The 23,122-nt window shown below is 63.6% G+C and carries 16 protein-coding genes and 2 tRNA genes; 9 read left to right on the top strand and 9 right to left on the bottom strand.

The window, feature by feature from the left end:
• The first annotated feature begins 4 nt into the window (after nucleotides 1-4).
• The 4 genes from AC1VWL_RS03750 (at nucleotide 5) to AC1VWL_RS03735 (ending at nucleotide 4,414) form a co-directional block, all read left to right on the top strand.
• Complete coding sequence (locus AC1VWL_RS03750; RefSeq protein ID WP_482985812.1) at nucleotides 5-1,183, top strand: M20 aminoacylase family protein; 1,179 nt, start codon at nucleotides 5-7, stop codon at nucleotides 1,181-1,183.
• The gene (locus AC1VWL_RS03745; protein WP_482985811.1) at nucleotides 1,180-1,710 is read left to right on the top strand and encodes a GNAT family N-acetyltransferase; all 531 of its coding nucleotides are present in this window, start codon (nucleotides 1,180-1,182) and stop codon (nucleotides 1,708-1,710) included. Before AC1VWL_RS03750 ends, AC1VWL_RS03745 begins: the two co-directional genes overlap by 4 nt.
• A 122-nt stretch (nucleotides 1,711-1,832) precedes the next feature.
• Complete coding sequence (locus AC1VWL_RS03740) at nucleotides 1,833-3,422, top strand: amino acid ABC transporter permease/ATP-binding protein (protein ID WP_482985851.1); 1,590 nt, start codon at nucleotides 1,833-1,835, stop codon at nucleotides 3,420-3,422.
• A 26-nt stretch (nucleotides 3,423-3,448) separates the two neighbouring features.
• Nucleotides 3,449-4,414, top strand: coding sequence for an ABC transporter substrate-binding protein (locus AC1VWL_RS03735; RefSeq protein WP_482985810.1), 966 nt, complete (start codon nucleotides 3,449-3,451; stop codon nucleotides 4,412-4,414).
• A 105-nt stretch (nucleotides 4,415-4,519) separates the two neighbouring features.
• Here the strand turns inward: AC1VWL_RS03735 and AC1VWL_RS03730 are convergent.
• The 3 genes from AC1VWL_RS03730 to AC1VWL_RS03720 form a co-directional block, all read right to left on the bottom strand.
• A tRNA-Phe gene (locus AC1VWL_RS03730) sits at nucleotides 4,520-4,595 on the bottom strand.
• Nucleotides 4,596-4,845: 250 nt separating this feature from the next.
• Nucleotides 4,846-4,921: transfer RNA gene (locus AC1VWL_RS03725), tRNA-Ala, on the bottom strand.
• Nucleotides 4,922-5,106: 185 nt separating this feature from the next.
• Nucleotides 5,107-5,505 carry a hypothetical protein gene (locus AC1VWL_RS03720; RefSeq protein WP_482985809.1) on the bottom strand — a complete coding sequence of 133 codons (399 nt, stop codon included), beginning with the start codon at nucleotides 5,503-5,505 and terminating at the stop codon, nucleotides 5,107-5,109.
• 539 nt (nucleotides 5,506-6,044) lie between these two features.
• Between AC1VWL_RS03720 and AC1VWL_RS03715 the strand changes: the two genes are divergently transcribed.
• Complete coding sequence (locus AC1VWL_RS03715) at nucleotides 6,045-7,136, top strand: putative capsular polysaccharide synthesis family protein (RefSeq protein ID WP_482985808.1); 1,092 nt, start codon at nucleotides 6,045-6,047, stop codon at nucleotides 7,134-7,136.
• Nucleotides 7,137-7,700: 564 nt separating this feature from the next.
• Here AC1VWL_RS03715 and AC1VWL_RS03710 read toward each other — a convergent pair.
• From AC1VWL_RS03710 to AC1VWL_RS03690, 5 genes are read right to left on the bottom strand one after another with little or no spacing between them, the layout of a single operon-like run.
• Nucleotides 7,701-9,143: an amidohydrolase gene (locus AC1VWL_RS03710; protein ID WP_482985807.1), complete on the bottom strand. Its 1,443-nt coding sequence runs from the start codon at nucleotides 9,141-9,143 to the stop codon at nucleotides 7,701-7,703.
• Between the two features lie 17 nt (nucleotides 9,144-9,160).
• Nucleotides 9,161-10,972, bottom strand: a complete 1,812-nt coding sequence (locus AC1VWL_RS03705; protein WP_482985806.1) for an amidohydrolase family protein — start codon at nucleotides 10,970-10,972, stop codon at nucleotides 9,161-9,163.
• A gap of 14 nt (nucleotides 10,973-10,986) precedes the next feature.
• Nucleotides 10,987-11,991, bottom strand: coding sequence for a FecR family protein (locus AC1VWL_RS03700; protein WP_481533001.1), 1,005 nt, complete (start codon nucleotides 11,989-11,991; stop codon nucleotides 10,987-10,989).
• Nucleotides 11,975-12,562 carry an RNA polymerase sigma factor gene (locus tag AC1VWL_RS03695; RefSeq protein ID WP_296253322.1) on the bottom strand — a complete coding sequence of 196 codons (588 nt, stop codon included), beginning with the start codon at nucleotides 12,560-12,562 and terminating at the stop codon, nucleotides 11,975-11,977. The genes AC1VWL_RS03700 and AC1VWL_RS03695 overlap by 17 nt, the downstream gene beginning before the upstream one ends.
• A gap of 52 nt (nucleotides 12,563-12,614) precedes the next feature.
• Entirely contained in the window at nucleotides 12,615-15,980 is a 3,366-nt protein-coding gene (locus AC1VWL_RS03690) for a TonB-dependent receptor (RefSeq protein ID WP_482985805.1), read from the bottom strand.
• Between the two features lie 185 nt (nucleotides 15,981-16,165).
• On the opposite strand from AC1VWL_RS03690, the gene AC1VWL_RS03685 reads away from it, so the two are divergent.
• From AC1VWL_RS03685 to dxs, 4 genes are all read left to right on the top strand, one after another.
• Nucleotides 16,166-16,642, top strand: a complete 477-nt coding sequence (locus AC1VWL_RS03685) for an LEA/WHy family protein (RefSeq protein WP_481532999.1) — start codon at nucleotides 16,166-16,168, stop codon at nucleotides 16,640-16,642.
• A gap of 37 nt (nucleotides 16,643-16,679) precedes the next feature.
• On the top strand, nucleotides 16,680-18,470 hold the full coding sequence (locus tag AC1VWL_RS03680) for an acyl-CoA dehydrogenase C-terminal domain-containing protein (protein WP_482985804.1): 1,791 nt from the start codon (nucleotides 16,680-16,682) through the stop codon (nucleotides 18,468-18,470).
• 338 nt (nucleotides 18,471-18,808) lie between these two features.
• Entirely contained in the window at nucleotides 18,809-19,474 is a 666-nt protein-coding gene (locus AC1VWL_RS03675; protein ID WP_282266789.1) for an HNH endonuclease, read from the top strand.
• A gap of 166 nt (nucleotides 19,475-19,640) precedes the next feature.
• Nucleotides 19,641-21,551 (top strand): 1-deoxy-D-xylulose-5-phosphate synthase, encoded by a 1,911-nt coding sequence (gene dxs / locus AC1VWL_RS03670; protein WP_482985803.1) that lies wholly within the window; start codon nucleotides 19,641-19,643, stop codon nucleotides 21,549-21,551.
• A 333-nt stretch (nucleotides 21,552-21,884) separates the two neighbouring features.
• Here dxs and AC1VWL_RS03665 read toward each other — a convergent pair whose 3' ends face one another.
• Nucleotides 21,885-22,829 (bottom strand): TraB/GumN family protein, encoded by a 945-nt coding sequence (locus AC1VWL_RS03665; RefSeq protein ID WP_482985802.1) that lies wholly within the window; start codon nucleotides 22,827-22,829, stop codon nucleotides 21,885-21,887.
• Nucleotides 22,830-23,122: the final 293 nt, after the last annotated feature.

The following is a 23,122-nucleotide window of genomic DNA, read 5'->3' as shown; positions in this document are numbered from 1 at the left end:
GCCGATGACCAGCCCAGCCCCGTCCCACAACCGGCATATCGCAGCCTTTGCGGACCAGGCCATCGCCATCCGCCATGACCTGCATCAGCATCCCGAGCTTGCATTCGAGGAGCACCGCACCAGTGCCCGCATCGCCAATCTGCTGGCGGACTGGGGCTATGACGTGACCACCGGCGTCGGCGGCACCGGCGTGGTGGGCACGCTGCGCCGTGGCAGCGCCACGCGCAGCATCGGGCTGCGTGCGGACTTCGACGCGTTGCCGATCAGCGAGGACTCGGGCCTGCCTTATGCCAGCAGCACGCCAGGGGTGATGCACGCCTGCGGCCATGACGGCCATACCACCATCCTGCTGACCGCCGCCCACCATCTGGCCCGCCATGGTCGTTTCGAAGGCAGCGTGCAACTGGTGTTCCAACCGGCCGAAGAAACCGGCAAGGGCGCAACCCGGATGATCGAAGACGGCTTGTTCGAGCGCTTCCCGGTGGATGCGATCTTCGGCCTGCACAACTGGCCGGGGATCGCCGCCGGCCGGCTTGGCTTTGTTGATGGCCCGGCGATGGCGTCGGTGGACTGGGCCGGCATTCGCATCATCGGCAACGGCGGACATGGTGCCGAGCCGCATACCGGCGTAGACCCGATCCTGGTAGCGGCGCATCTGGTGACCGCCTTGCAAAGCCTGGTGTCGCGCAACGTCGACCCGCGCGAGATGGCGGTGGTTACCGTCGGTGCCATCCACGGTGGCAACGCCGCCAACGTCATCCCCGACAGCGTGGAGTTGAAGCTGACCGTCCGCGCGTTCCTGCCCGAAGTCCGCCAGCACCTGCGCGAACGTATCAAGACACTGACTACCGCGCTGGTCAGCAGCTTCGGCGCGGACGTGCAGATCGACTTCCCGGTGGGCTTCCCCAGTGTGCTCAATCACCCTGCAGAAACCGCCTTTGCGCGCACCGCCGCACGGCAGCTGTTCGGTGCCGACACGGTGATAGACCAGCTGCCGCCGCGTACCGCCAGCGAGGACTTCGCCTTCCTGCTGCAGCAGCGCCCGGGCAGCTTCCTGTTCGTCGGCAATGGCGACAGCGCGCCGCTGCACAGCCCACGCTACGTGTTCAACGACGCGAGCATCGTTCCGGCCGCCAGTTACTGGGCCCACCTCACCGAACGATTCCTGGAGCAGCCGGCATGAGCGAACACTTCGTCCTCACCTCGGTGGATGACCCCCGGGCTGCACCGCTGTTCGAAGGCCTGGAGCAGGAATACGGCGATCGCTACCACGATGTCATCAAGCAGATTGGTGGCAGCGCCCGTGAGGAGCTTGAGCGCTACCCAGCCGCCGCCTTCAGCGCACCGCACGGCGCGTTCCTGCTGTTGCTGCGCGATGGCCAGGCCATCGCTGGCGGCGCCTTCATGGCCCATCACGATGCCGGTACCGCCGAGTTCAAACGCATCTGGACCCGTTACGACGTACGCCGCCAAGGCATTGCATCGCGCGTACTTGCCGAACTGGAGCGCAATGCAGCCCGGCAAGGCTATGAGCGCATCTACTTGACCACTGGATTCCGTCAACCCGAAGCCGTGCAGTTGTACCTGAAGCATGGCTACCAAGCCTTGTTCGACCTGGATGAAGCCGCCGAACGCGTCGTGCACCTGCCGTTCGAAAAGCAGCTCAGCAACACAGTCAACCTCGCTACCGTTGCGGGAGCCCACGCCTGATGAACGCACAGACGCTTGCGCAGCTCCGGCAGCACGCCGACCACGCAACCCTCACCGCCACACCGCGCATCGTGCCCGCACGCCATCCACTGCGCGCACTTGGCACCGTCGCGGCCATCGTCATGCTCCTGGCCATCATGCAATCGGTGCTGGGCAACCCGCGCTGGGGCTGGTCGGTCTTCGCCCAGTGGTTCTTCGCTGACCAGGTACTCAAAGGCTTGGCTTTGACCCTGCTGCTGACCGCCAGCGGCACCGTGCTCGGGTTCGCGCTGGGCACTGCCCTGGCCTTGGCGCGCGTCTCCGGCTCGCCACTGCTTGCGCGCCTGTCCTGGGGCTATGTGTGGTTGTTCCGCTCCATCCCGCTGCTGGTGCTGTTGTTGCTGCTCAACAACCTGGGCTATCTCTACGAAACCATCCAGTTGAAGGTGCCGTTCACCGACATCCTGCTTTTCAGCTACCCGACCACACAATTGATCACCCAGCTGACCGCCGCGATCCTTGGCTTGGCGATGAACCAGGCTGCATTTTCGGCCGAGGTCATCCGAGGCGGCATCCTGTCGGTTGACCCAGGTCAACTGGAAGCCGCTGCGGCGCTCGGCCTGCCGCGTCACCGCGAAGTTCGCCGTATCGTGCTGCCACAGGCCATGCGCAGCATCCTGCCGGCCGCCTTCAATGACATCATCGGCTTGGCCAAGGCCACCTCGGTGGTCTATGTACTGGCGTTGCCGGAACTGTTCTACACCATCCAGGTGATCTACCGCCGCAACCTGGACGTCGTGCCGCTGCTGATGGTGGCCACCGTCTGGTACCTGGTGCTGCTGACCTTCCTGTCGGTGATACAGGTCGGTGTTGAACGGGCGTTCGCACGTGGGAGCAATCGCAACGCACGCCCCCGCAGGCAGCGGGACCGACGCCCGCCGGCGGCAAGCAGCGCGTCGTTGGCGCTGCGCGCAGGCGGCAGCATCTCGATCCAGCGCGTCGACAAGTTCTACGCGGAGCTGCAGGTACTCGATGACGTTTCATTGGAGCTTGGCGCGGGCAGCGTCACCGCCATCATCGGCCCCTCTGGTGCCGGCAAATCCACGCTGCTGCGTACCCTCAATCACCTGGAACGGGTGGACGCCGGCTTCGTCAGTGTCGACGGTGAGCTGGTCGGTTACCGCCGCGACGGCGATGTCCTGCATGAATTGAAAGAAGCCGATGTACGCCGGCGACGTGCCGACATCGGCATGGTGTTCCAGAACTTCAACCTGTTCCCGCATCTCACCGTCCTGCAGAACCTCATCGAGGCACCAATCGCGGTACGCGGCGCGACACAGGCAGACGCCGAATCATTGGCGCTGGCGCTGCTGGCACGTATTGGCCTGCTGGACAAGGCAGACACCTATCCCCGCCAGCTCTCTGGCGGTCAGCAGCAACGCGTCGCCATCGCCCGGGCGCTGGCACTGCAACCCAAGGTGCTGCTGTTTGACGAGCCCACCTCGGCACTGGATCCGGAACTGGTCAACGAAGTGCTGGCACTCATCGAGGAACTGGCTCGCTCGGGCACCACGCTGGTGATCGTCACCCACGAGATCGGCTTCGCGCGTCGCATCGCAGACAAGGTGGTCTTCATGGAAGGCGGCCGCGTGGTGGAGGTGGGGACACCTACACAGCTGTTCGAACAACCACGACAGGCCCGCACCGCCGAGTTTCTTGCAAGCGTGCTTTGAACCCATTTCTGCCATCGGAGCCCACAATGCCTGCCCCCATCCGCCGCCATCTCGGCACGCTCATCGTCATCTCGGCGCTGGCCGCAGGTGTCGGCCTGATCCTCTACACCCGCGTGGGCGCTGCGCCGGACAACGCCGTCGCCGCGCCTGGGCCGGATGCAGCAGACAAACCGGTGCCGCATGCACACGCCGACGCTGCCGCAATCGCCCTGCTACCGAAAGACCATGTCTTCGCCACACCCGGCGCCCTCACCATCGCCACCACCCCTGGTGCGCTACCGCTGGGCGACTACGCCGCCGATGGCAAGCAGGTGATCGGCATTGAACCGGACATCGCCAGACTGATCGCTGACTCGCTGGGCCTGCGTTTGAACCTGGTTCCGGTAGCCTGGCCGGACTGGCCGTTGGGACTGGAGTCGGGCAAGTACGACGCGGTGATCTCCAACATCACCGTCACCGAGAGCAGGAAGCGCAAGTTCGACTTTTCCAGCTACCGCTACGACCTGCTCGGCGTCTACACGCGTAGCGGCGGCCCGATTCGAGCAATCACCCAGCCGCGCGACGTTGCTGGGCTGAAGGTCGTCGTCGGCGCCAGCACCAACCAGGACCAGATACTTCGCCGCTGGGATGCACAGAACGTGGCCGCCGGATTGGCGCCGGTGGAGTATCAATACCTCGACGATCCGACGGTTGGCCGTCTGGCGGTGATCACCGGGCGCGCGGATATCTCATTCGAGCCCAATGCCACCGGCGCCTACGCCGCACGCGACGGCAAGGTGCGTCAGGTTGGCCTGTTCCCCGGTGGCTGGCCAAACGCAGCGTCCATCTCGGTTGCCACCCGCAAAGGCAGTGGACTGGCCGCGGCCATCACCCAGAGCCTCAACACCCAGATCGACAACGGCAACTACGCCACCGCGCTGGCACGCTGGAACCTGCAATCGGAAGCCGTGCCACGTTCGCAGACCAATCCGCCGGGGCTGGCGGATCTGTAATGGCAGCAGCGCCATGCACAGGGCAAACACCCCACAGCAACTGGCACGAAAACAGTGCAAACGGACAACAAAAAGGGCTCGCATTTCTGCGAACCCTTGAAATTTTGGTGGCCGAGGACGGAATCGAACCGCCGACACGGGGATTTTCAATCCCCTGCTCTACCAACTGAGCTACTCGGCCACTTTGTCTTGTTTTCGTCGGCGTTGCTGCCGTCGAGGAGGCGTATATTACGGAGCTATTTCGGTTTCGGCAAGCCAATTTCACAAAAATTTTCACATCCGCCGAAAATTCCTCGAAATGCCTTGTGTAGCGAGGCTTCAGACGCAGAAGCCGCGCCGCCGCATGGCGAAAAAATCGCCAAAGCGCCTGTTCCCAGCGCAAAAACGCAAAGAAGCCGCATCATCCGATGCGGCTTCTTTGCTTGAAGACTTGGTGGAGCGGAGGAGGATCGAACTCCCGACCTTCGCATTGCGAACGCGACGCTCTCCCAGCTGAGCTACCGCCCCACACGGTCAGCCGAGCATAGCGCGGCATCGGCACCTTCGCCACTAGACCGCTGCCTCTCCCTCACCACCTCACTCCAGGCAGCACCCAAGCGGCAGACTGCAGCCTATCCTCACAGCATCACCAACGGTTGCCTGTACTCCGCATCCGCTTTTGATCCTGCCCCAACGTTTCAGCCGCCAGCAACTCAGTCCTCACTGGGAGCCATCACTGCGAACAGCATCCAGGCTGTGTGCGGAATCCACTGTTCCACCGAACGCCACGGCTCCAAGTCCGGGCCTGGGGCGAAGCTGATGCCTGCACCGCGATCACTGTTCGGCACACCGGTGATGCCGTTGGAGATGCCGCCGACGAACATCTCGTCCAGTGCATGCTCGGCATTGGGCGCGTTCAGGCCCTCCTTCGCGAGACCCAGCCCGGAGAAGCGCAATTTGCCAGCGCTTACTTCGATGGATTGCGGGATGGGGACAAGCTGAGCAGCTAGCGCCGGTGTTTCCACCGTCGCAGTCGAGCGATAGTCACATGCGGCAACGGCAACGACTGCTAGGCAGACCAACAGAACAGCCAGTTTGAACGGCAGCTTCATTTACCCTCCAGAAAACCCCTGCACCGCACGATACCTCGTTGAAGCCAACCGCGGCGCGCTGACGAACTCTACGCACAAAGCTGTCTTGAACATACTCAACTGCAAACAGATGCCACTGCACCATCAAGCAATGCAGTCGTCGCAGTTTTCCGATGGGCTGACCAGACCACTCCCGAAGTTCTGCTGACCTGTTATCGAAGGTCGCCGTGCCATCCACAAGCACTTTGCCCAAGGGACACCCCCAGGATCTCGAGCTTGGCGTTCACGGCGTGTAACAGCTGACATCCGCCTCCCCGATATGGAAGAAAAAGCGCGTCCACCGCCAACGACTGAACACCTGTAACCGCCGTGGGCCACTTATTGGTCATTCACGCACTTCAATCCTAGCGCGAGAATCCTGATCATAGTCACAAATCATGCATGGAAGGGCGACAGACGGAATCATGAATTGGTCACATTGAAAACCATGCTACAGAGAGATGACATATCATTGCCAAAATAAGAGATTGGGAATTTCCCACACAAAGGGGGACAAAAAAATGGAACTGGTCAAAACCGATGATGCCCTTGAATTGAACGTCCACCGTACCACTCGGCATGGCGACGCATACGCAACAATGCTCCAGAATCGGTGGACAGACGAGATTCTGCGCGATTTTCGGTGGCAGGAATACATGCGCGCGTACCCGGATCTGCGTTTCGACAGCGACCTGCAGGCACGCTGGCATCTTATCTACAACGGCTACCGTGAAGGACGCCTTTTTGATCCCGATCGCTGCAAACGCTTGGACCCTGGTTACTATCGAAAACGCTACCCTGAACTGCTGCTTGAAACGGATGATCAAGCACAGTTCCACTACTGTTACTCTGGCTACTATGAAAATAGATTCGCCAATGCTGACACCGAGCAAATGTACAACGTCGACCTGCACATATACCAACATGGGCGCGTCGGATCCCATTCAATTGCTGCAGCACTGAAAGGAAACTTCTCGGGCTCGGTAGCACATATGCATTGGCGCTCCGACATGGCGCTGTACCACCCAGCATGCTCGCTCCCTTACTCCTTCATCCTCGGAAGTCAACGCGAAAAGCCGCTGCGGGTAATTTCGGCCGGCCGTGAAGTTGTTTCACGCGTCATTTCCGGCGCATTCCAGTTTATGGAATCACTTGAAAGCAATGAAACTGATATCGATGTAGCGAGGATGACAAGCCACCTAGAGGATACATTCCTGCATGACTGCGACGTAGTGACCGGCTGGTTTGACCACCAATTCCATTGCGGACTTGATATCTACAAACATCGCTTCGACCATCAAAAAGGCTATACACACATTGGCAACAGCCATATGGATCTATTTCTATACCGCCAGGAGAACATCAACCAGATTGAAGCTCCATTGGCACAGTTCCTCGAACTACCAGAGCTCCGACTAAATCACGACAACGCATCAAACTCAAAAAATTACGGAGAAAGCTATCGATATTTCATGAGGAAGTTCGTCCTGCCAAAGGAGGTACTGAGGGAGATATACAGCACTGACTATATGCAATTTTTCTTCAGCGACGATGAAAGAAGAAACCTGATCAGTTACTGGTCTTCACCTCGCGCAACTGACAGGCCACGATAAGCGACCATCGTCACGGGGAATCGCGGACCGCGATCGATGACGACCGGGGAGGGGCGGCTTTGCAGCTTGAATAATCAATTGCCGCCACTACCCATAGCGGGCCCGAACAACCAGCCCCATCTCTTTGCAGCGATGGAACTGGCACAGCTGATAGCAGAACGAGATCCACCAACATTCTTCCAGAGCCACCGTACTGCCGGACGATTTTTCCCGCCCTGCAACGCGGGTACAGGCAGGCAGACTCGCGCTTTTCAGCCTGTAGTGCGTAGCTCCGTCGCGAACAACGCAAACCGGATTGTTCGAGGCAGCTATTCAGAATTTTCTTGAGTTTCGACGCTTGGGCCGAAGCCTTGCAGCGAAAAACGCGCCGCCCTTTGACGGCTCGCGTACCTGGAACAAAAGGCCAACTACGCATTAACAGCGTACGGTGCCTCGCAGATGCCGACCGGTACCCGAATGCAGAAACTGGGCCGATGGGCTACCAGCAGTATCGATCGTCTCCAACTTTGGCGGTGCCGCAGTGGAGCCCATGCCCCCCAGCATCTCAGTGTCACGACCCTCGGGTCAGATTTCCGGCTTGTCTCGGTAGCCCAGTGGTGCATGGTCACGTTGCAACAATGGTACATACTGGAATTTTGTACCTCTACGGTTCAAGAACTCCTGCTTTGCCTTAGCGATGGTCTCCGGCGACTGCAGCAGCTGCACGCCGGCCAGGGCCATTATCTTGGCTGCGTTCAACGCACCTTTGTTACCGATCGACATGCCCGATGCGGCAACTGCCTGCCAGCTGTGCGCCGGGGTTCCGGGCACCCAGGTTGCGGTGCTGACCCCAGCCGTGGGCACGTTCCAGCTGACATCGCCAACATCGGTGGATGCGCTGCCCGCCTGATCCGCACGGTAGGGCTGCAGCTGTGTTGCCACCTGCAGGTCCGGGCGCTTTTCCAGGCTCTCCTGCAGCTTCTTTGCGAATGCCTGCTCGGCCGGGTCGTATTGCACGCCGCCAACCTGCTGCAGTGCTGCCTGCATCACCTGCCCAAGCGTGTCATTGGGCAACAGCGAGTACACACCACCGGTCGGCTCGAATTCGGCCGTGGTACCCGTGCCCATTGCCGCGCCTTCGGCTGCCTTCTGCAGGCGTTCGATCACATCGCGCACCACCGCCGGGTCGGTATGGCGCACGTAGTAATACGCCTCGGCCGCATCCGGCACCACGTTGGGAGCGGCGCCGCCGTTGCTGATGACGTAATGGATGCGGGTGCCATCGGGCACGTGCTCACGCATCAGATTGGCCATGTAGTTGAAGGCCTCAACGCCGTCCAGCGCGGAGCGGCCGCGCTCGGGAGCGATGGCGGCGTGGGCGGCACGCCCGTGGAAACGGAACTTGCCGCTGATGTTGGCCAGCGTCGTGCCTTGCGCAGCTGAGTTCTCCGCGGACGGATGCCAATGCAGCACCACATCCACATCATCGAACAGCCCCGCCTTGGTCATGTATACCTTGCCGGAGCCGCCCTCCTCCGCCGGCGTTCCGTACAGCCGCACTTCGCCGGGCGTACCGGTCTGCTGCATCCACTGCGCCAAGGCGCGGGCTGCGCCCACCGATGCCGCACCAAACAGATTGTGGCCACAGGCCTGACCCGCATCCTGGCCGGCGATGAGGCTGCGCACCGGCTCCGCCGCCTGGGCCATGCCGGGCAGCGCATCCATTTCTGCCAGCAGCCCGATCACCGGGCCCTTGCTGCCGTTGCGAAAGCTTGCGACGAAGGCCGTCGGCATGCCGGCAACATTGGCCTGGATATGGAAGCCGGCCTGTTGCAACTCCTTCTGCAACAGCGCGGATGATGCATGTTCCAGATAGCCGAGCTCGGGCTGCTGCCACAACTGTTGCCCAACCTCAGCCTGCCGCTGCGCGTAGCTGTCCAGCGTACTGATCACGTCCGCGGCAAGCGTGGTTCCTGTAAGAGGAAGCAACGCTGCCAGCAACGCGGCACGCAGATAACGGGTCTTCATCCAGCCAGCCTCACGCATCAATAGAAACTGACGTTGTCGATCTCGAACCACAGCTTGCTGCCCGGTTCGCCGCTGCCGGAGACAACCAGCTGCTGCAGGTCATCGCCCTTCCACACCGCCACGGGTGCCTTGGCGCGATACGGGGGCTGGCCCTGCAGTGCGGTGAAGGGAATCTCCACCGTCTGCCATTGCGCCCCAGCCTGCAGTGGCGCAACGAAACGACGGTTGCCCAAGGCCCGTACCTCCAGCCGCAATTCCGGTGCGCTGCCGCGCAGCTCCAAGCGGATGCCGCGATAGGCACGCGCATCCACCGGCGCCACCGAACCACGGCTCAGCGGCAGGATCGTCGCAGCGAAGGCAGTGTCCTTGCTGGACAGCTTGGCCTGGGTTGCCAGCGCGTTGCCGCCGATTTCGCGTGCGACGATCTCGGTGACCTGCGCGGTGCGGTCGTTACCGCCATCGGCCTCGTCCACGCGCAGCGTGTCCAGGGCGGTACGGCCATCGCTGCGCTCGAAGTCATCAACCAGGGCCTGCACCGGCTGCGCTGGCAAGGCCAAGGCCTTGTTGCCGGCCGGCAACACAGCGCCCTTGCCTTGCACCTGGCGACCGCCAACATACACCTGCTGCGTATTGCGAACGTCGCCGATACGCTCCCACGGGCGACCGCTTACCAGCAACAGATCCGCACGCTTGCCGACCTCGATGCTGCCGCGATCATTCACGCCCAGCGCCTTGGCGCTGGCCGAGGTACCAGCCAGCAGCGCCTCGCTGGGGGTCAGCCCGGCCTGCACCAGCAGCTCCAGTTCGCGCAGGGTCGATGTGCCATGCGGCGTACCGGTCATGCCTGCATCGGTACCCACCACGACCAGGATACCCGCATCGTGCAGCGTCTTGACGTTGTGCAAGGCATTTGCGAAGTTCTGCTCGCGCTGGGCCAGCACATCCGGCTTGGCGTTGTTGCGTCCGCTGCCATCGACGCGCTCGGGCAGATACACCGCCAGCGAGGGGGCATAGGCGGTACCGTGCTCACGCATCAACGCGATCAACTCATCGTCAACCGCACCGTCCTGCACGCTGTGTGCGATCACGTCCACGCCCGCTCGAGCGGCGGCCTTGCCGCGCTTGACCATCACCGTATGAGTGAACACCTTTAGGCCGTTCTTGTGGGCTTCGTCGACCAGCGCAGTGAGGGTTTCCTCGTCCATGCTGCTGTTGTCGGCAGCATTGGAATAGCGCCAGCCATCGGTGAAGGCCTTGATGAAGTCCGGCTTGTAGGCGGCAACCGCACGCACGCCAGCACGCGCGGCCTCGGGTGAGTTCACCCAGCGGGTGGTGTTCTCGTCACCCCAATCCGCGCCATGGCCGAGCGGCGTGCTCATGCGCGCGGCGAACTTGACGTCGGGTGCGGCGATCGAGGCCAGCCAGGCACGGCGTGGCGCATAGGCCTCCGGCGGCTCGTGGAAATCGCTGACCGTGGTGACGCCGGCCGCCATGTAGAGATTCGCCACCTGCGGCAGTTCCGACGGCGTGGCGTTCGGCGTCCAGTGCGTGTGCAGATCGAACAGACCCGGCAGCAACGCCTGGCCACGTGCATTGACCACACGTGCGCCCTTGGGGGCCGTCAGTTCAGCGCCGATCGCAGCAATGCGACCGTCCTTGACCAGCACGCTGGCCGCATAGGGAGCGCGGCCAGTGCCATCGAAGACCATTGCGTCGCGGATCAACACGGCCTTGTCGCCGGCAGTAGCGGCCATGCTGGCCTGCCCTGCCCCCAGTAATGCCGCGGCGAGCACCGCCAAGGCGAAACCACGCTTGCTGTTGTAATGCATGTTCTTATCCAGATTCATTGCATGGACCGCGCCGCCTGCGGCGCGGCATCAGGGGAGCTCAGCCGCACCACGTCTCCGCGCTGCTGAACCACCAGGCCAAGGCTCAGCGCGACACTGTTGGCAAAACCGCGCGGGTCACTGGCCGAATACAAGCCAACGATGCGGCGACTGCCAACCAGCGGGTCATCGATGACGATGCGGGTATCGCTGTAGCGCAGGAACTGCGCCGCCGCGACCGACAAGGTGTCGCCGTTGAAGGACAACATGCCTTCGCGCCAGGCCAACTGCTGATCCACATCATCCGTGGGCACCGCCTCGATGCGAATGCCGTGGCTGCGGTTGGCCAGCGCTCGATAGTTGGCTACCAATCGTGCTGGAGCGACCGCGCCCTGGGTATCGGTCACATCGACGATGCCTTCGCGCACCAGCACTTCCACGCCACCGCTGCGGCGCTCGGTGAGGCTGACCGCGAAACTGGTGCCTACCGCGGTGACATCGGTTTCCTCCGCGCGCACCACGAACGGGCGTTGCGGGTTCTTGGCCACGTCGAACAAGGCCTCGCCCTGCAGCAGGTGGATATCACGGCGGGTCGCACTGAACTGCACCCGCACCTGCGAGTCCGAATCCAGTGTGATCGCCGAGCCGTCCTGCAGCGGCACGCGCAGGATCTCGCCCTTGCGGGTGGCGAAGTACTCGACCCCATCGTCCTGGCGTTGCACGCCGATGGCGAGCACGCCAACCACGGCAGCCAGGCCCATTGCCCAGCGCAGTACGCGCCGCGCCCGTCGTGGCGCGCGTGCGGTGAATGCACGGTCCATTTCGCCGGCCGACAGCGCGCGTGCGCGATCAGTACGTGCCAGCACTGCATGGGCGCGGGCATAAGCGCCAAAGTGGCGCGTATCGGCTTCCAGCCAGGCATCACGTTGCGCACGTTCCTCCACCGTGAGTTGCGCGCGGTCCTCGCGCGCCACCCAACTGGCGGCTACATCATCAATACTCGCATCAGCGCCGACGCGCATGCCTTGCTCCTTCCGCGGCGAACCGCTCACTACTCTTCTGCATTACGTCGTCATCACGCTTCATCGAATCCATCAATACCCGGATTCCCTTGCAGATGTGTTTCTCCACGGTGTTCTCGCTGATCTGCATGCGTTCGGCGATCTCGCGCTGCGAGTAGCCCTCCACACGCCGCAGCACGAACGCCTGCCGACACTTGTCCGGCAGGCTTTCGATCAAGGCGCCTATGCGCGCCAGCTCCTGTCGTGACGACGCCATCCGCTCCGGGCTGACTTCGTCGCCAACAATGGCGACACGGTCGATCTCGGCAACGGCCTCGATCGACACCACCTGCGCGCGCCGCAACTGCTGCAGCACCACCGAGTGGGCGACCGAGTACACGTAGGCCTTGGGCTGCAGGATGTGCGATACATCCGCCATTCCGGCGAGGATGGCGTAGGTCTCCTGGATCACGTCATCCACGTCCTGGCGCAGCGACAATCGCCGCCGCAGCCAGTCCCGCAGCGCGGGCTCGCAAGGCAATATGTGCTCGGCCAACCAGCCGGCACGCTCCCGGGCAAGCGCCGCGTTCATCGCGGCACCTGCCCGGCTCCCGCCACGTGGCGGAATGAAACTTTTTTCTGCATCAGAACGCCTTGCTCACGTTGACGTACCAGTAACGCGGATTGGCCTGGTAAACACCCGACGGGTAACCGAAGACATCGTCGGAGATCGGCGGGCGCTTGTTGGCGATGTTGTTGGCACCGACCTTGACCGCCACGTTGTTGAGCCAACCTTCGCGTGCGAAGTCGTACTTGACGAAGGCATTGGCCAGCGTCTGCGACTTCACCGTCCACGGCGTGCCATCGGCCAGGGTCAGGCCGTTCTCGACGTAGGAGCTGGCATAACGCGCGCTCGCGCCCACCGACAGCTGCTGGTAACGCCAGGTCAGCGTGCCGGACCACTTCCATTCCGGGTTACCGCCATTGCCGATCAGGTCACCACCACCGGTGATGCGGATCGACGGATCCACCAGCCCTGCGGACTTGGCATCTTCCAGCGCCTGCAGTGCCGGCGAACGCTGGCGGTAGAACTCGATCAGGTGGGTACCGGTGACCGAAAGATCGAAGCGGCCGATCGCGGTTTCCGGCGAGTTCCAGCTGAAGTTGTAGTCCACGCCGCGCAGGGTCTGCGGCTCCAGGTTGACGTACTGGTCGGTGACGTACAGCACCTTGCCGGCAGCAGCCAGACCGGTGCCGGCGAAGCGGGCGATGTCGTCAGCGGTCGCATCTGCACGCACCACCGCCGAGTTGCTACCGCCCTGCTGGCGCAGCATGTAGTCCAGGATCAGCGCATTGCCTTCGCCGAACAGGCCGATGATGCCCTCCTGCTCGTACTTGTAGTAATCGACGGCGAAGGTGAAGCGACCGTAGTTTTCCGGGATGAAGCGCGGCTGGAAGACCAGGCCGGCGCTGGTGTTGGTCGAGGTTTCCGGCTTCAGGTCCGGGTTGCCCGAGCGCCGTGCGGTGGTGGAGTAGCTGTAGCCGCCGCAGTTGGCGAACGCCGGCTGTGCACCGCTGCGCTTGTCCGCCTCGCACTGGATGTAGTCGGTGCGGGTGTTGGAACGGCTCACCACTGTGGCGTTGATCTGCTCCAGGTTGGGCGCACGGAAACCCTTGGCCCAGGACGAACGCAGGGTCAGGCCATCAAACACCTGCCAGCCCAGCGCCAGCTTCGGCTTGGCGACATTGCCGAAATCGTTGTAGCGCTCGGCGCGGCCGGCCACCTGCAGGTCCAGCGAGCGCACCAGCGGGATGTTCATTTCCGGCGATACCAGCGGCACCGAGAACTCGGCGAACAGGCCGGCGACGGTGCGCGAGCCATAGGTATCCGGGGTCGGGCTGACGCCGTACATGTCGCTGGGATAGGCAACGCCGGTGATCGCATCGGTGAAGGTCACCGAACCATCGACCCGTGCATCGCGATCATCGCGCTGGGTTTCGTGGCGCACTTCCAGGCCCGCGGCCATGCCGACATCGCCGGCCCAGGTCTTGAACAGGTCCGCGCGCGAGGCCTTGAAGTCCCACAGGAACAGCTCGGTCTTGCTCTGGCGCTGTGCCTTGTAGAAGAACTGGTCCAGCTTGTCCCAGTCATTGCAGCCGCCGCAGAACGGGTTGTAAGCCGATGCGGTGGGATTGGCCAGGGCCTGCTGGAACAGCGACATGCTCACTGCATCCTGCGTGTCCTTGACCCTTGCCGCCGAGTACAGCGCAGCGCTTTCCCAGTCAAAGCCGTAGTGGAAGCCACGCAGGCCGGCCAAGGCACGCACCTGGGTGTTGTTGACCTCGATGCGGGTCGGTCGCTCGAAGCGGTAGCTGGTGATGGTCACCGGCACGCCGTTGGCGTCGATGTTCAAGCCCTGCAGGCGGTTCGGGTTGAGCGAACCGTCGGGCAGGTACATCGCGCCGAAGGGGTTCCAGTAGTTGCTGGCTGCCACCGTCATCGGCAAGGCGGTGATGGTGTTGACGCCGTTCTGCAGGCTGTAGGCGCGCGAGTTGTAGATGCCAGCCTCGCTGAAGAACGACAAGCCGTTGTCGAAATCATGCTTGCCGGTGACGAACAGGTTCAGACGACGCACGTCCGGGCTGATCGACAGCGGATATTGGCCCTGCTGGTTGTCGCGCAGATTGGCGTCGGCACCCGAGGTGGCCTTGCTGCCGGACTGCACGCACAGGCCATCGGCAATGGTCGCCGCACAGCCGCTGTTGCTGGTCGGCTGCACATGGAAGGCACCGGCGGTGGTGGTCAGCCAGGTTCCGTTCTGCGACACGCGCGGGCCAACCACGGTGAAGTTGCCCCACGGACTGTTGGTATTGCGATTGTCGGTGCCGGCCAGGCCTTCAAACGGCGTGCCGAGGAAGTCGGCCGCACGGTTACCGTTTTTGGTCCAGTCCTGGTCCAGCGAGTTCAAGCCGGTGGTGTTGTAGTAATTGAAGGCGATGGTGATGTTGGAGCGCAGGTCCTCGGAATTCTTGCCCCACATGCCGTTGACGCCGATATCGCGCAGGTCGGTACCTTCACCGAACCCCTTCTGCACGCTGATGGTGCCGCCGTCCATGTCGTCGCGCAGCACGTTGTTGACCACGCCGGCCACCGCATCGGTGCCGTAGATGGCGGCCGCGCCGTCCAGCAGCACCTCAACGCGACGCAGGTTGGACACCGGCACCGCATTGGCGTTGTAGGTCAGCACCGGCACCAGGTTGCCGTCGGCCTGGCTGGTGGGATGGACCACGGTGCGGCGGCCATTGATCAGCAGCAGGGTATTGCCGACACCGAGGCCGCGCAGATTGACCGAGGCGATGTCGCCGCGGGCGTAGTTGGAGCTGTTGCCACCATTGGTGCCACTGAACGAGACATCGCCCATCTGCGGGATGGAGCGGTACAACTCGTCGCCGGACACAGCGCCGGTGGCCTCGATCTGCTCGGCCTGCAAGGTTGCCACCGGCAGGATCGCGGCGGTCTTGGCGCCCTTGATCTGGCTGCCGACCACGGTGATCTGGTCCAGCGTGCTGACGCTGGGGCTGGCCGCTGCCGGCGCGGGTTCAGCGGCTTCCTGTGGCGCAACCGGCGCTGCAGCCTGCCCTGCGGCAAGTCCACCCAAACCACCGAGTGAGGCCAGCATCGGCGTTGCCGCGCGCAGGGTAATGGTGCGACCGTCGTCCGAGGCCACGCTCAGGCCGGTACCGGTAAGCAGGCGGGCCAGCGCCTGGCGCGGCTCCATCTGCCCTTTCAACTCGGCTACTTCAATGCGCTGGGCGCCACCTGAATGCGCCGGGGCGATGATCTGCACGCCGGCCTGTCGGGCGAACTCCGGCAATACCTCCTCGATGCTGCCGGCCTGAAGATCGAACTGTGGTGGCGCTGCCAGCGCCGGAACGGAGGCGCACAGCGCCACAACTGCCAGACCGCCGCGGATAGCGCTTGCAAGCGGCAACAACTTGAATGAACGCATGGATGAATCCCCAGAAAATGACGCGAATGACGGCAACCTCTGCCCCCTGCACTAGTCGATGCATGACCGCGGCGGTTCCGCCATCCCATCGTCATATTGGCTGATCTTGCAGACCTGTACCCAGCAGGCCGCCATACGCCGTAGTATTCTTGGGAGATAAGCTCAGGACCCGAGGACCACGCCCCATGCGTTTTCGCCCCCAGTACGCCTTGATGGCCGTACTCGCACTTGTACTCACCGCCTGCGGCAATGGTCCGGTGAAGCGCGTCTCCGAACCGGCCGCCAGCATCCAGCAATTGAGCGTCGGCAATGACGGCAACTGGGAAGTGGAACTGCGCCTGCGCAACTACAGCTCGATGCCGATGCGTTTCGACAACGTATCGCTGGCGGTGAAGGTTGGCGATGAAGCCGCCGGCACGCTCAGCGCCAGCCCGGCGCTTTCGATCGGCCCGGAATCGGCCGACGTCATCAAGGTCCGCCTGCAGCCCGCGTCCTCGGCACGCATCGTCGTGGCCGATGCACTGGCCGGTGGCCGCTCGCTGTTCTACGAACTGGAAGGCAGCGTCAGCGCCACCCCGGAAGAAAAGAAGCAACGCAGTTTCGACATCAAATCGCGCAACAGCCTCAACCAGGCCCCCGGCCTGCCCGGCGTACTGCGCTGATCCCCCATCCGTTCCCGCATTGTTCGAGAGCCGCCTGATGAGCAACTACAAAGCCCCTGTTACCGATCTCCGTTTCGCCCTGCACGACGTATTGAAGGCCGAGTCCCTGTTTGCATCGATGGGCTTCGAAGACGCTACCGCGGACGTCATCGACGCGGTGCTGGAAGAAGCCGGCCGCTTCAGCACCAGCGTGCTGGCCCCGCTCAATGCGATCGGCGACCAGACCGGCTGCAAGCTCGACAAGGCCACCAACGAAGTCACCACCGCCCCGGGCTTCAAGGAAGCCTATGCACAGTTCGTCGAAGGCGGCTGGACCGGCCTGACCGCGTCGCCGGATTTCGGCGGCCAGGGCATGCCGGAAACCATGGGCATGGCCTTGAGCGAAATGGTGTCCTCGGCCAACCTGGCCTGGAGCCTGTTCCCGATGCTGTCGCACGGCGCTGTTGAAGCGCTCAAGCACTACGGCGAAGACTGGCAGAAGGAAGCCTTCCTCAAGCCGCTGGTGGCCGGCAACTGGACCGGCACCATGTGCCTGACCGAGCCGCACGCCGGCACCGACCTGGGCCTGCTCAAGACCCGCGCCGAGCCGAACGCCGACGGCAGCTATTCAATCACCGGCACCAAGATCTTCATCACCGCCGGCGAGCACGACCTCGCCGACAACATCGTGCACCTGGTGCTGGCCAAGCTGCCCGACGCACCGGCCGGCCCGAAGGGCATCTCGCTGTTCGTCACCCCGAAGTACAAGGTCGACCGCGACGGCAAGCAGGGCGAACGCAATGAACTGCATTGCGGCGCGCTGGAACACAAGATGGGCATCCACGGTTCGTCCACCTGCGTGATGAACTTCGACGGCGCCCAGGGCTACCTCGTCGGCCAGCCGCACAAGGGCCTGCAGGCGATGTTCGTGATGATGAACTCCGCCCGCCTCGGCGTTGGCGTGCAGGGCCTGGCGCAGTCCGAGCGTGCCTACCAGGGCGCACTGGCCTATGCCCGCGAGCGCCTGCAGTCGCGCGCACCCAAGGGTGCCGTGCAGCCGGACAAGCCGGCCGATCCGATCATCGCCCAGCCCGATGTGCGCCGCATGCTGCTGACCACCAAGGCACTGACCGAAGGTGGCCGCCTGCTCGCCGCACACGCCTACACCCAGCTCGATGCCGCACACAGCAGCGCCGATGCGCAGGCACGCGCCGACGCCGACACGCTGGTCAGTTTCCTCACCCCCATCGTCAAGGCCTGCCTGACCGAGTGGAGCATCGAGGCTACGTACAACGGCCAGCAGGTGTTCGGCGGCCACGGCTACATCGCCGAGCACGGCATGGAGCAGTACGCCCGCGATGCCCGCATCACCACCTTGTATGAAGGCACCACCGGTATCCAGGCGCTGGACCTGATCGGCCGCAAGACCGCCGCCTCGCAGGGCGCCGGCCTGAAGCTGTTCCTGGCCGAGATCGAGCAGTTCATCGCCGCCAATGCCAGCAACCCGGCCGTCGCCGAGTTCCTGCCGGTGCTGGGCGGCAAGGCCAAGGAATGGGGCAAGCTGACCATCGACGTGCTGCAGCGCGCCGCCGCCAACCCGGAAGAACTGGGCGCGGCCAGCTGGGATTACCTGTTCTACAGCGGCTACGTCGCCGTGGCCTACTGGTGGGCCCGCTCGGTGGTCGCCGCGCAGGCTTCCAGCCACCCGGAAGCCTTCAACCAGGCCAAGCTGGAGACCGCGCGTTTCTACTACGCCCGCATCCTGCCGCGCACCCTGAGCCACGCCGCCGGCATCGCCGCTGGCGCCGACTCGCTGATGGACATGGATTCGGTCCGCTTCGGCGACTGATCCGGAAGCGAAAGCAGGGGCAAAGCTCCCCTCATCCGCCCCTTCGGGGCACCTTCCCCCAAGAAGGGGGCTGCAGTCGCGCACGCGGGAGAAGGGAACGATCAGGAAAGCCTGCGACCCTGGAGCCCCTCTCCCGCCTGCGGGAGAGGGGTTGGGGTGAGGGCAGCTCTTGCTTAGCTCCCTCCCTTGCGCCGAAGGCGGAGGGGAGGGCTGGGGAGGGGTAAGCTCTCAGGCGTCCGAAACACCATCAGCTTCGCGGCTAACGCCGCTCCCACAAAACCTGAGCTTCACCCGCCTTTACACAAACTGTCACGCATCGTGTATAAGCTGTTAACCCGATGGAGACAGACACTACACCGCGTAGTCTGATCGATACCGGAGCCGGGACTTCCGCTCCGACAGACGGGTTTTCACTTCCGCCCTCCCTGCACCGCCTCGGCTCCGTGCGACTGCTGTCGCTGGATGCGCATGGCCGCGTGCTGGACTGGATCAACTGGCAGGATGCCGCCTGCCTGTATGCACGCGGCGCCGTCGCCTGGACCATGGGCGATCCCTGCCTGCACGTACACGGCGCAATATCGCGGCTGACCGGCCTGCGCAGCGGCATGGACCTGCACCCGATCATCGCCTCGCGCGGCCACGCCCGCTCGCGCGCGATCGACCCCACGCCCAACCTCACCAATCCTGCGCTGTTCGCGCGCGACGCCCAGCTCTGCCTGTATTGCGGCCAGCACTTCAGCCGCCCGCAACTGACCCGCGACCACGTCCTGCCCGTCTCCAAGGGCGGCAAGGACACCTGGGAGAACGTGGTCAGCGCCTGCTTCCACTGCAACTCGCGCAAGAGCAACCGCACCCCGGCCCAGGCCAATATGCCGTTGCTGGCAGTGCCGTACCGGCCCAGCTGGATCGAGCACCTGATCCTGTCCAACCGCAACATCCTCGCCGACCAGATGGCCTTCCTGAAGTCGCAGTTGCCGCGCAAAGCCCTGCAACGCGGGCTCTGAGCCCCACGCTGCGGTCTCGCGTATTCATGCGAAACTGCCATCCAGACTGAACACGGCCTTCAGCTTGGTGCCAAACCACCTCATCCGGCACTCATTGATGATGTGCTTTGCTTGCCCCACCCTCTCCGGACGGGGAAAATACCGTTTCGAGTGAAACGCGAAGACCATGATCGACTCTGCCAGCTATCCGCGCCTGTCGCGCATCAAGACTCCCGATGACCTGCGTCTGTTCGACGAGAGCGAACTGGGGGCCATTGCCGGCGAACTGCGCGCCTACCTGATCGAATCGGTGGGCAAGAGCGGCGGTCACTTCGCGGCCGGCCTGGGCGTGATCGAGCTTACCGTTGCCCTGCACTATCTGTATGACACCCCGGTCGACCAGTTGGTGTGGGACGTGGGCCACCAGACCTACCCGCACAAGATCCTCACCGGTCGTCGCGACAGCATCCACACCGTCAAGCAGAAGGACGGCGTAGCGCCGTTCCCCAAGCGCGAGGAAAGCGAGTTCGACACCTTTGGCGTCGGCCACTCCTCGACCTCGATCTCCGCCGCACTGGGCATGGCCATCGCGCGCCAGCGCCAGGGCGATGATCGCAAGGTGATCGCGGTGATCGGCGATGGCGCGATGACCGCCGGCATGGCGTTTGAAGCGCTGGCCCACGCAGGCGGCATGGACGACGAGCCGAACGTGCTGGTCATCCTCAACGACAACAACATGTCCATCTCCGAAGCCGTCGGTGGACTGACCAAGATGCTGGGCCGGGCAACCGCCAGCCGCACGCTCAACGCCCTGCGCGAGAGCGGCAAGAAGATCCTCGGCGACAAGCGCCACAGCCCGCCTGCGCGCTTCGTGAAGCGCTGGGAAGAACAGTGGAAAGGCATGTTCGTGCCCTCCACAGCCTTCGAGCAGATGGGCTTCCATTACACCGGTCCGATCGATGGCCATGACTTGCCGCTGCTGGTATCGACCCTAAAGCACCTGAAAGACGCCAAGGGCCCGCACCTGCTGCACATCATGACCACCAAGGGCAAAGGCTACGAGCCGGCCGAGGACGACCAGATCGGCTACCACGCCGTCGGTCCGTTCGACCCCAGCAAGGGCCTGCCGGAAAAGGGCGCGCCCAAGAAGCCGACCTATACCGACATCTTCGGCGACTGGCTGTGTGACGCCGCCGCAGCCGACCCGAAGCTGCTGGCAATCACCCCGGCCATGCGCGAAGGCTCAGGGCTGGTGCGTTTCAGCAAGGAATACCCGCAGCGCTACTTCGACGTTGCCATCGCCGAGCAACACGCGGTGACATTGGCCGCTGGCATGGCCACGCAGGGCGCCAAGCCCGTGGTCGCCATCTATTCCACCTTCCTGCAGCGCGCCTACGACCAGTTGGTGCATGACGTCGCCACCCAGGATCTGGATGTGCTCTTCGCCATCGACCGCGCCGGCGTGGTCGGCCCGGACGGCGCCACCCATGCCGGCAATCTCGACCTGAGCTACCTGCGCTGCGTGCCCAACATGGTGGTCATGGCGCCAGGCGATGAAGCCGAATGCCGGCAGATGCTGAGCACCGGCCTGCAGTACAAGGGCCCGGCGGCGGTGCGCTACCCGCGCGGCACCGGTCCCGGCGCAGCCGTTGGCACCGACCTGTCCACGCTGGAAATCGGCAAGGCGCAGCTGCGCGTGCAAGGCAGCCGCATCGCCATCCTCGCCTTCGGCGCCAGCGTGCCGGCAGCCGAACAGGTTGGCCGCGAGCTGGGCCTGAGCGTGGTCAACATGCGTTTCATCAAGCCGCTGGACAAGGCGATGCTGCTGGATCTGGCGCGCACGCACGACGGCTTTGTCACCGTTGAAGACAACGTGGTTGCCGGCGGTGCTGGTTCGGGCGTCTCCGAACTGCTCAACGCCGAAGCCGTGCTGATGCCGATGCTGCACCTCGGCCTACCCGACAGCTACCAGCACCACGCCAGCCGCGAAGACCTGCTGGCCGAGGCCGGGATTGATGCAGCAGGTATTCGCGCCGCCATCCTGAAGCGCTGGCCGAAGCTGCAGGACAGCACGGCACCTTTGAGTGCAGCGAGCTGAGCTGGACTCCAATTAGTGAGTATCCCGAAATCCGATGCCAGCCCCTGGCATCGGTTTTTTCTTTTGTGGGAGCGGCGTAAGCCGCGAAGCAAAAGCACCATCCGGCGATACGAAAACTGGCTGCTCGAGCTATCCCAGCTTCGCGGCTTACGCCGCTCCCTTAAACCAGCAACACCGTAGCCCGGGTAAGCGCAGCGCACCCGGGAAAGTCATTCTCCAGCGGCCGCCTAGATCACCGCGAACAGCCCCGGGTGCGCTCCCGCTTACCCGGGCTACTTGGACTGTACCCACAGTCCTTGCATCAGCTCCGCGCTGTCACCACAGAACTGCTTTTCAGGGCGACTCAACCTCATACCCACGCGCCTGCAGCGCTGCCAGATAGCCATCGGCTTCCAGCAACCGATCCACCGGCAACATCGCAAACGTTTCTTCATTGCGCTGTACGGCGGCTTCCGCAATCGACAACCAATGCTGGCGCACACCCGCCTTCAGATCACCGAAACCGCGATTGCGCACGAAGCCCGACTGCGTGATCGCCTGCATGCAGGCCGCACTCGCGTCCTCATACGGTGAGCGCCGCAACGCCTCCACATCGCCCATTGCCCAGGCATTCGCACGCTCGACCAAGGTCGGCAGATCGTTCTCGACCAAGTCCACGGTCCGTTCGAGGCACACCGCATCGTCCATGCCACCCTCGCGGAACTCGCGGACCGCTGCCTTCGGGTCCTCGATCTTGATCTTCCAGCTCGTTGACGTCGGCGTGATGCCTGCCGCCTTCGCGGCAGCCTCCACCACCGGCCAGACCACCGGCTTCTGACCGAGGCCGATGGATTTCATCGCGGCCGCCTGCAACTCACCGGCCGCGAACATCGGCCGTTTGCGCTCGACCCCGCCATCGCGCGGCAGGTAACGTTGTTTCACCGCACGCCAGCGCGCATACAGCGGCGGCGCCAGCACATCGGCCAGCTCTGCGCCGTCTTCGTTGCGCATCACCTTCCAGACCGATGGCGCCAACGCCAGCTTGCCAAAGAAGCCCACGTCGGCATCAAACACCACGCCAGGTGACAGCAACACCTGCCCCGAGCGCGCGATAACCGCTCGTACCTCATCGGCCCGCCAATCTATCTGGTTGGGCAAGGGCGACACCGTGCCCAGGACCCAAAGCACATGCCCGTCCTTGCTGACCCGCCACAAGCCCGGCCCGGGCTGCACCCCATGGACGACGACCGCCTCCATATCGCGGATCGGTGCCGCTCCCGCATCCGCAGGCACGTCCATCACCTCCTGCGCCGAAGCCCCTCCTGCAAGCAAGCACATCAACAGACAGCAACCACGCAAGCCCTGCACTACCGACATACCTGTCTTCCCTGGGACGATCTGGCTGGGGACATTAGCCATTTCGTTGCATCGATGCGTTAGAACATCGTTCTTCAAGTGCAATAAATTGCCAGCCAACCATGTAGTGGGGGGGGGGGGGGGGGGGGGGGGGGGGGGGGGGGGGACCGGCGACGGGCCATGGCGGGGAGGGGGAGGGCGAGAGCGACGCAGCACAGGCGGAACAGCACAACCGA

The sequence above is a fragment of the Stenotrophomonas sp. STEN063 genome (assembly GCF_056854515.1).
This window is presented reverse-complemented; position numbering and strand designations above follow the sequence as displayed.

Excerpts from the sequence above, each read along its gene's own strand:
- dxs (WP_482985803.1), top strand. The coding sequence starts at position 19,641 with ATGATCGACTCTGCCAGCTATCCGCGCCTGTCGCGCATCAAGACTCCC.
- AC1VWL_RS03690 (WP_482985805.1), bottom strand. The coding sequence starts at position 15,980 with ATGCGTTCATTCAAGTTGTTGCCGCTTGCAAGCGCTATCCGCGGCGGT.
- AC1VWL_RS03695 (WP_296253322.1), bottom strand. The coding sequence starts at position 12,562 with ATGAACGCGGCGCTTGCCCGGGAGCGTGCCGGCTGGTTGGCCGAGCAC.
- AC1VWL_RS03745 (WP_482985811.1), top strand. The coding sequence starts at position 1,180 with ATGAGCGAACACTTCGTCCTCACCTCGGTGGATGACCCCCGGGCTGCA.
- AC1VWL_RS03715 (WP_482985808.1), top strand. The coding sequence starts at position 6,045 with ATGGAACTGGTCAAAACCGATGATGCCCTTGAATTGAACGTCCACCGT.
- AC1VWL_RS03710 (WP_482985807.1), bottom strand. The coding sequence starts at position 9,143 with ATGAAGACCCGTTATCTGCGTGCCGCGTTGCTGGCAGCGTTGCTTCCT.
- AC1VWL_RS03705 (WP_482985806.1), bottom strand. The coding sequence starts at position 10,972 with ATGCATTACAACAGCAAGCGTGGTTTCGCCTTGGCGGTGCTCGCCGCG.
- AC1VWL_RS03750 (WP_482985812.1), top strand. The coding sequence starts at position 5 with ATGACCAGCCCAGCCCCGTCCCACAACCGGCATATCGCAGCCTTTGCG.
- AC1VWL_RS03735 (WP_482985810.1), top strand. The coding sequence starts at position 3,449 with ATGCCTGCCCCCATCCGCCGCCATCTCGGCACGCTCATCGTCATCTCG.
- AC1VWL_RS03675 (WP_282266789.1), top strand. The coding sequence starts at position 18,809 with ATGGAGACAGACACTACACCGCGTAGTCTGATCGATACCGGAGCCGGG.
- AC1VWL_RS03740 (WP_482985851.1), top strand. The coding sequence starts at position 1,833 with ATGCTCCTGGCCATCATGCAATCGGTGCTGGGCAACCCGCGCTGGGGC.
- AC1VWL_RS03685 (WP_481532999.1), top strand. The coding sequence starts at position 16,166 with ATGCGTTTTCGCCCCCAGTACGCCTTGATGGCCGTACTCGCACTTGTA.
- AC1VWL_RS03720 (WP_482985809.1), bottom strand. The coding sequence starts at position 5,505 with ATGAAGCTGCCGTTCAAACTGGCTGTTCTGTTGGTCTGCCTAGCAGTC.
- AC1VWL_RS03680 (WP_482985804.1), top strand. The coding sequence starts at position 16,680 with ATGAGCAACTACAAAGCCCCTGTTACCGATCTCCGTTTCGCCCTGCAC.
- AC1VWL_RS03700 (WP_481533001.1), bottom strand. The coding sequence starts at position 11,991 with ATGCGCGTCGGCGCTGATGCGAGTATTGATGATGTAGCCGCCAGTTGG.
- AC1VWL_RS03665 (WP_482985802.1), bottom strand. The coding sequence starts at position 22,829 with ATGGACGTGCCTGCGGATGCGGGAGCGGCACCGATCCGCGATATGGAG.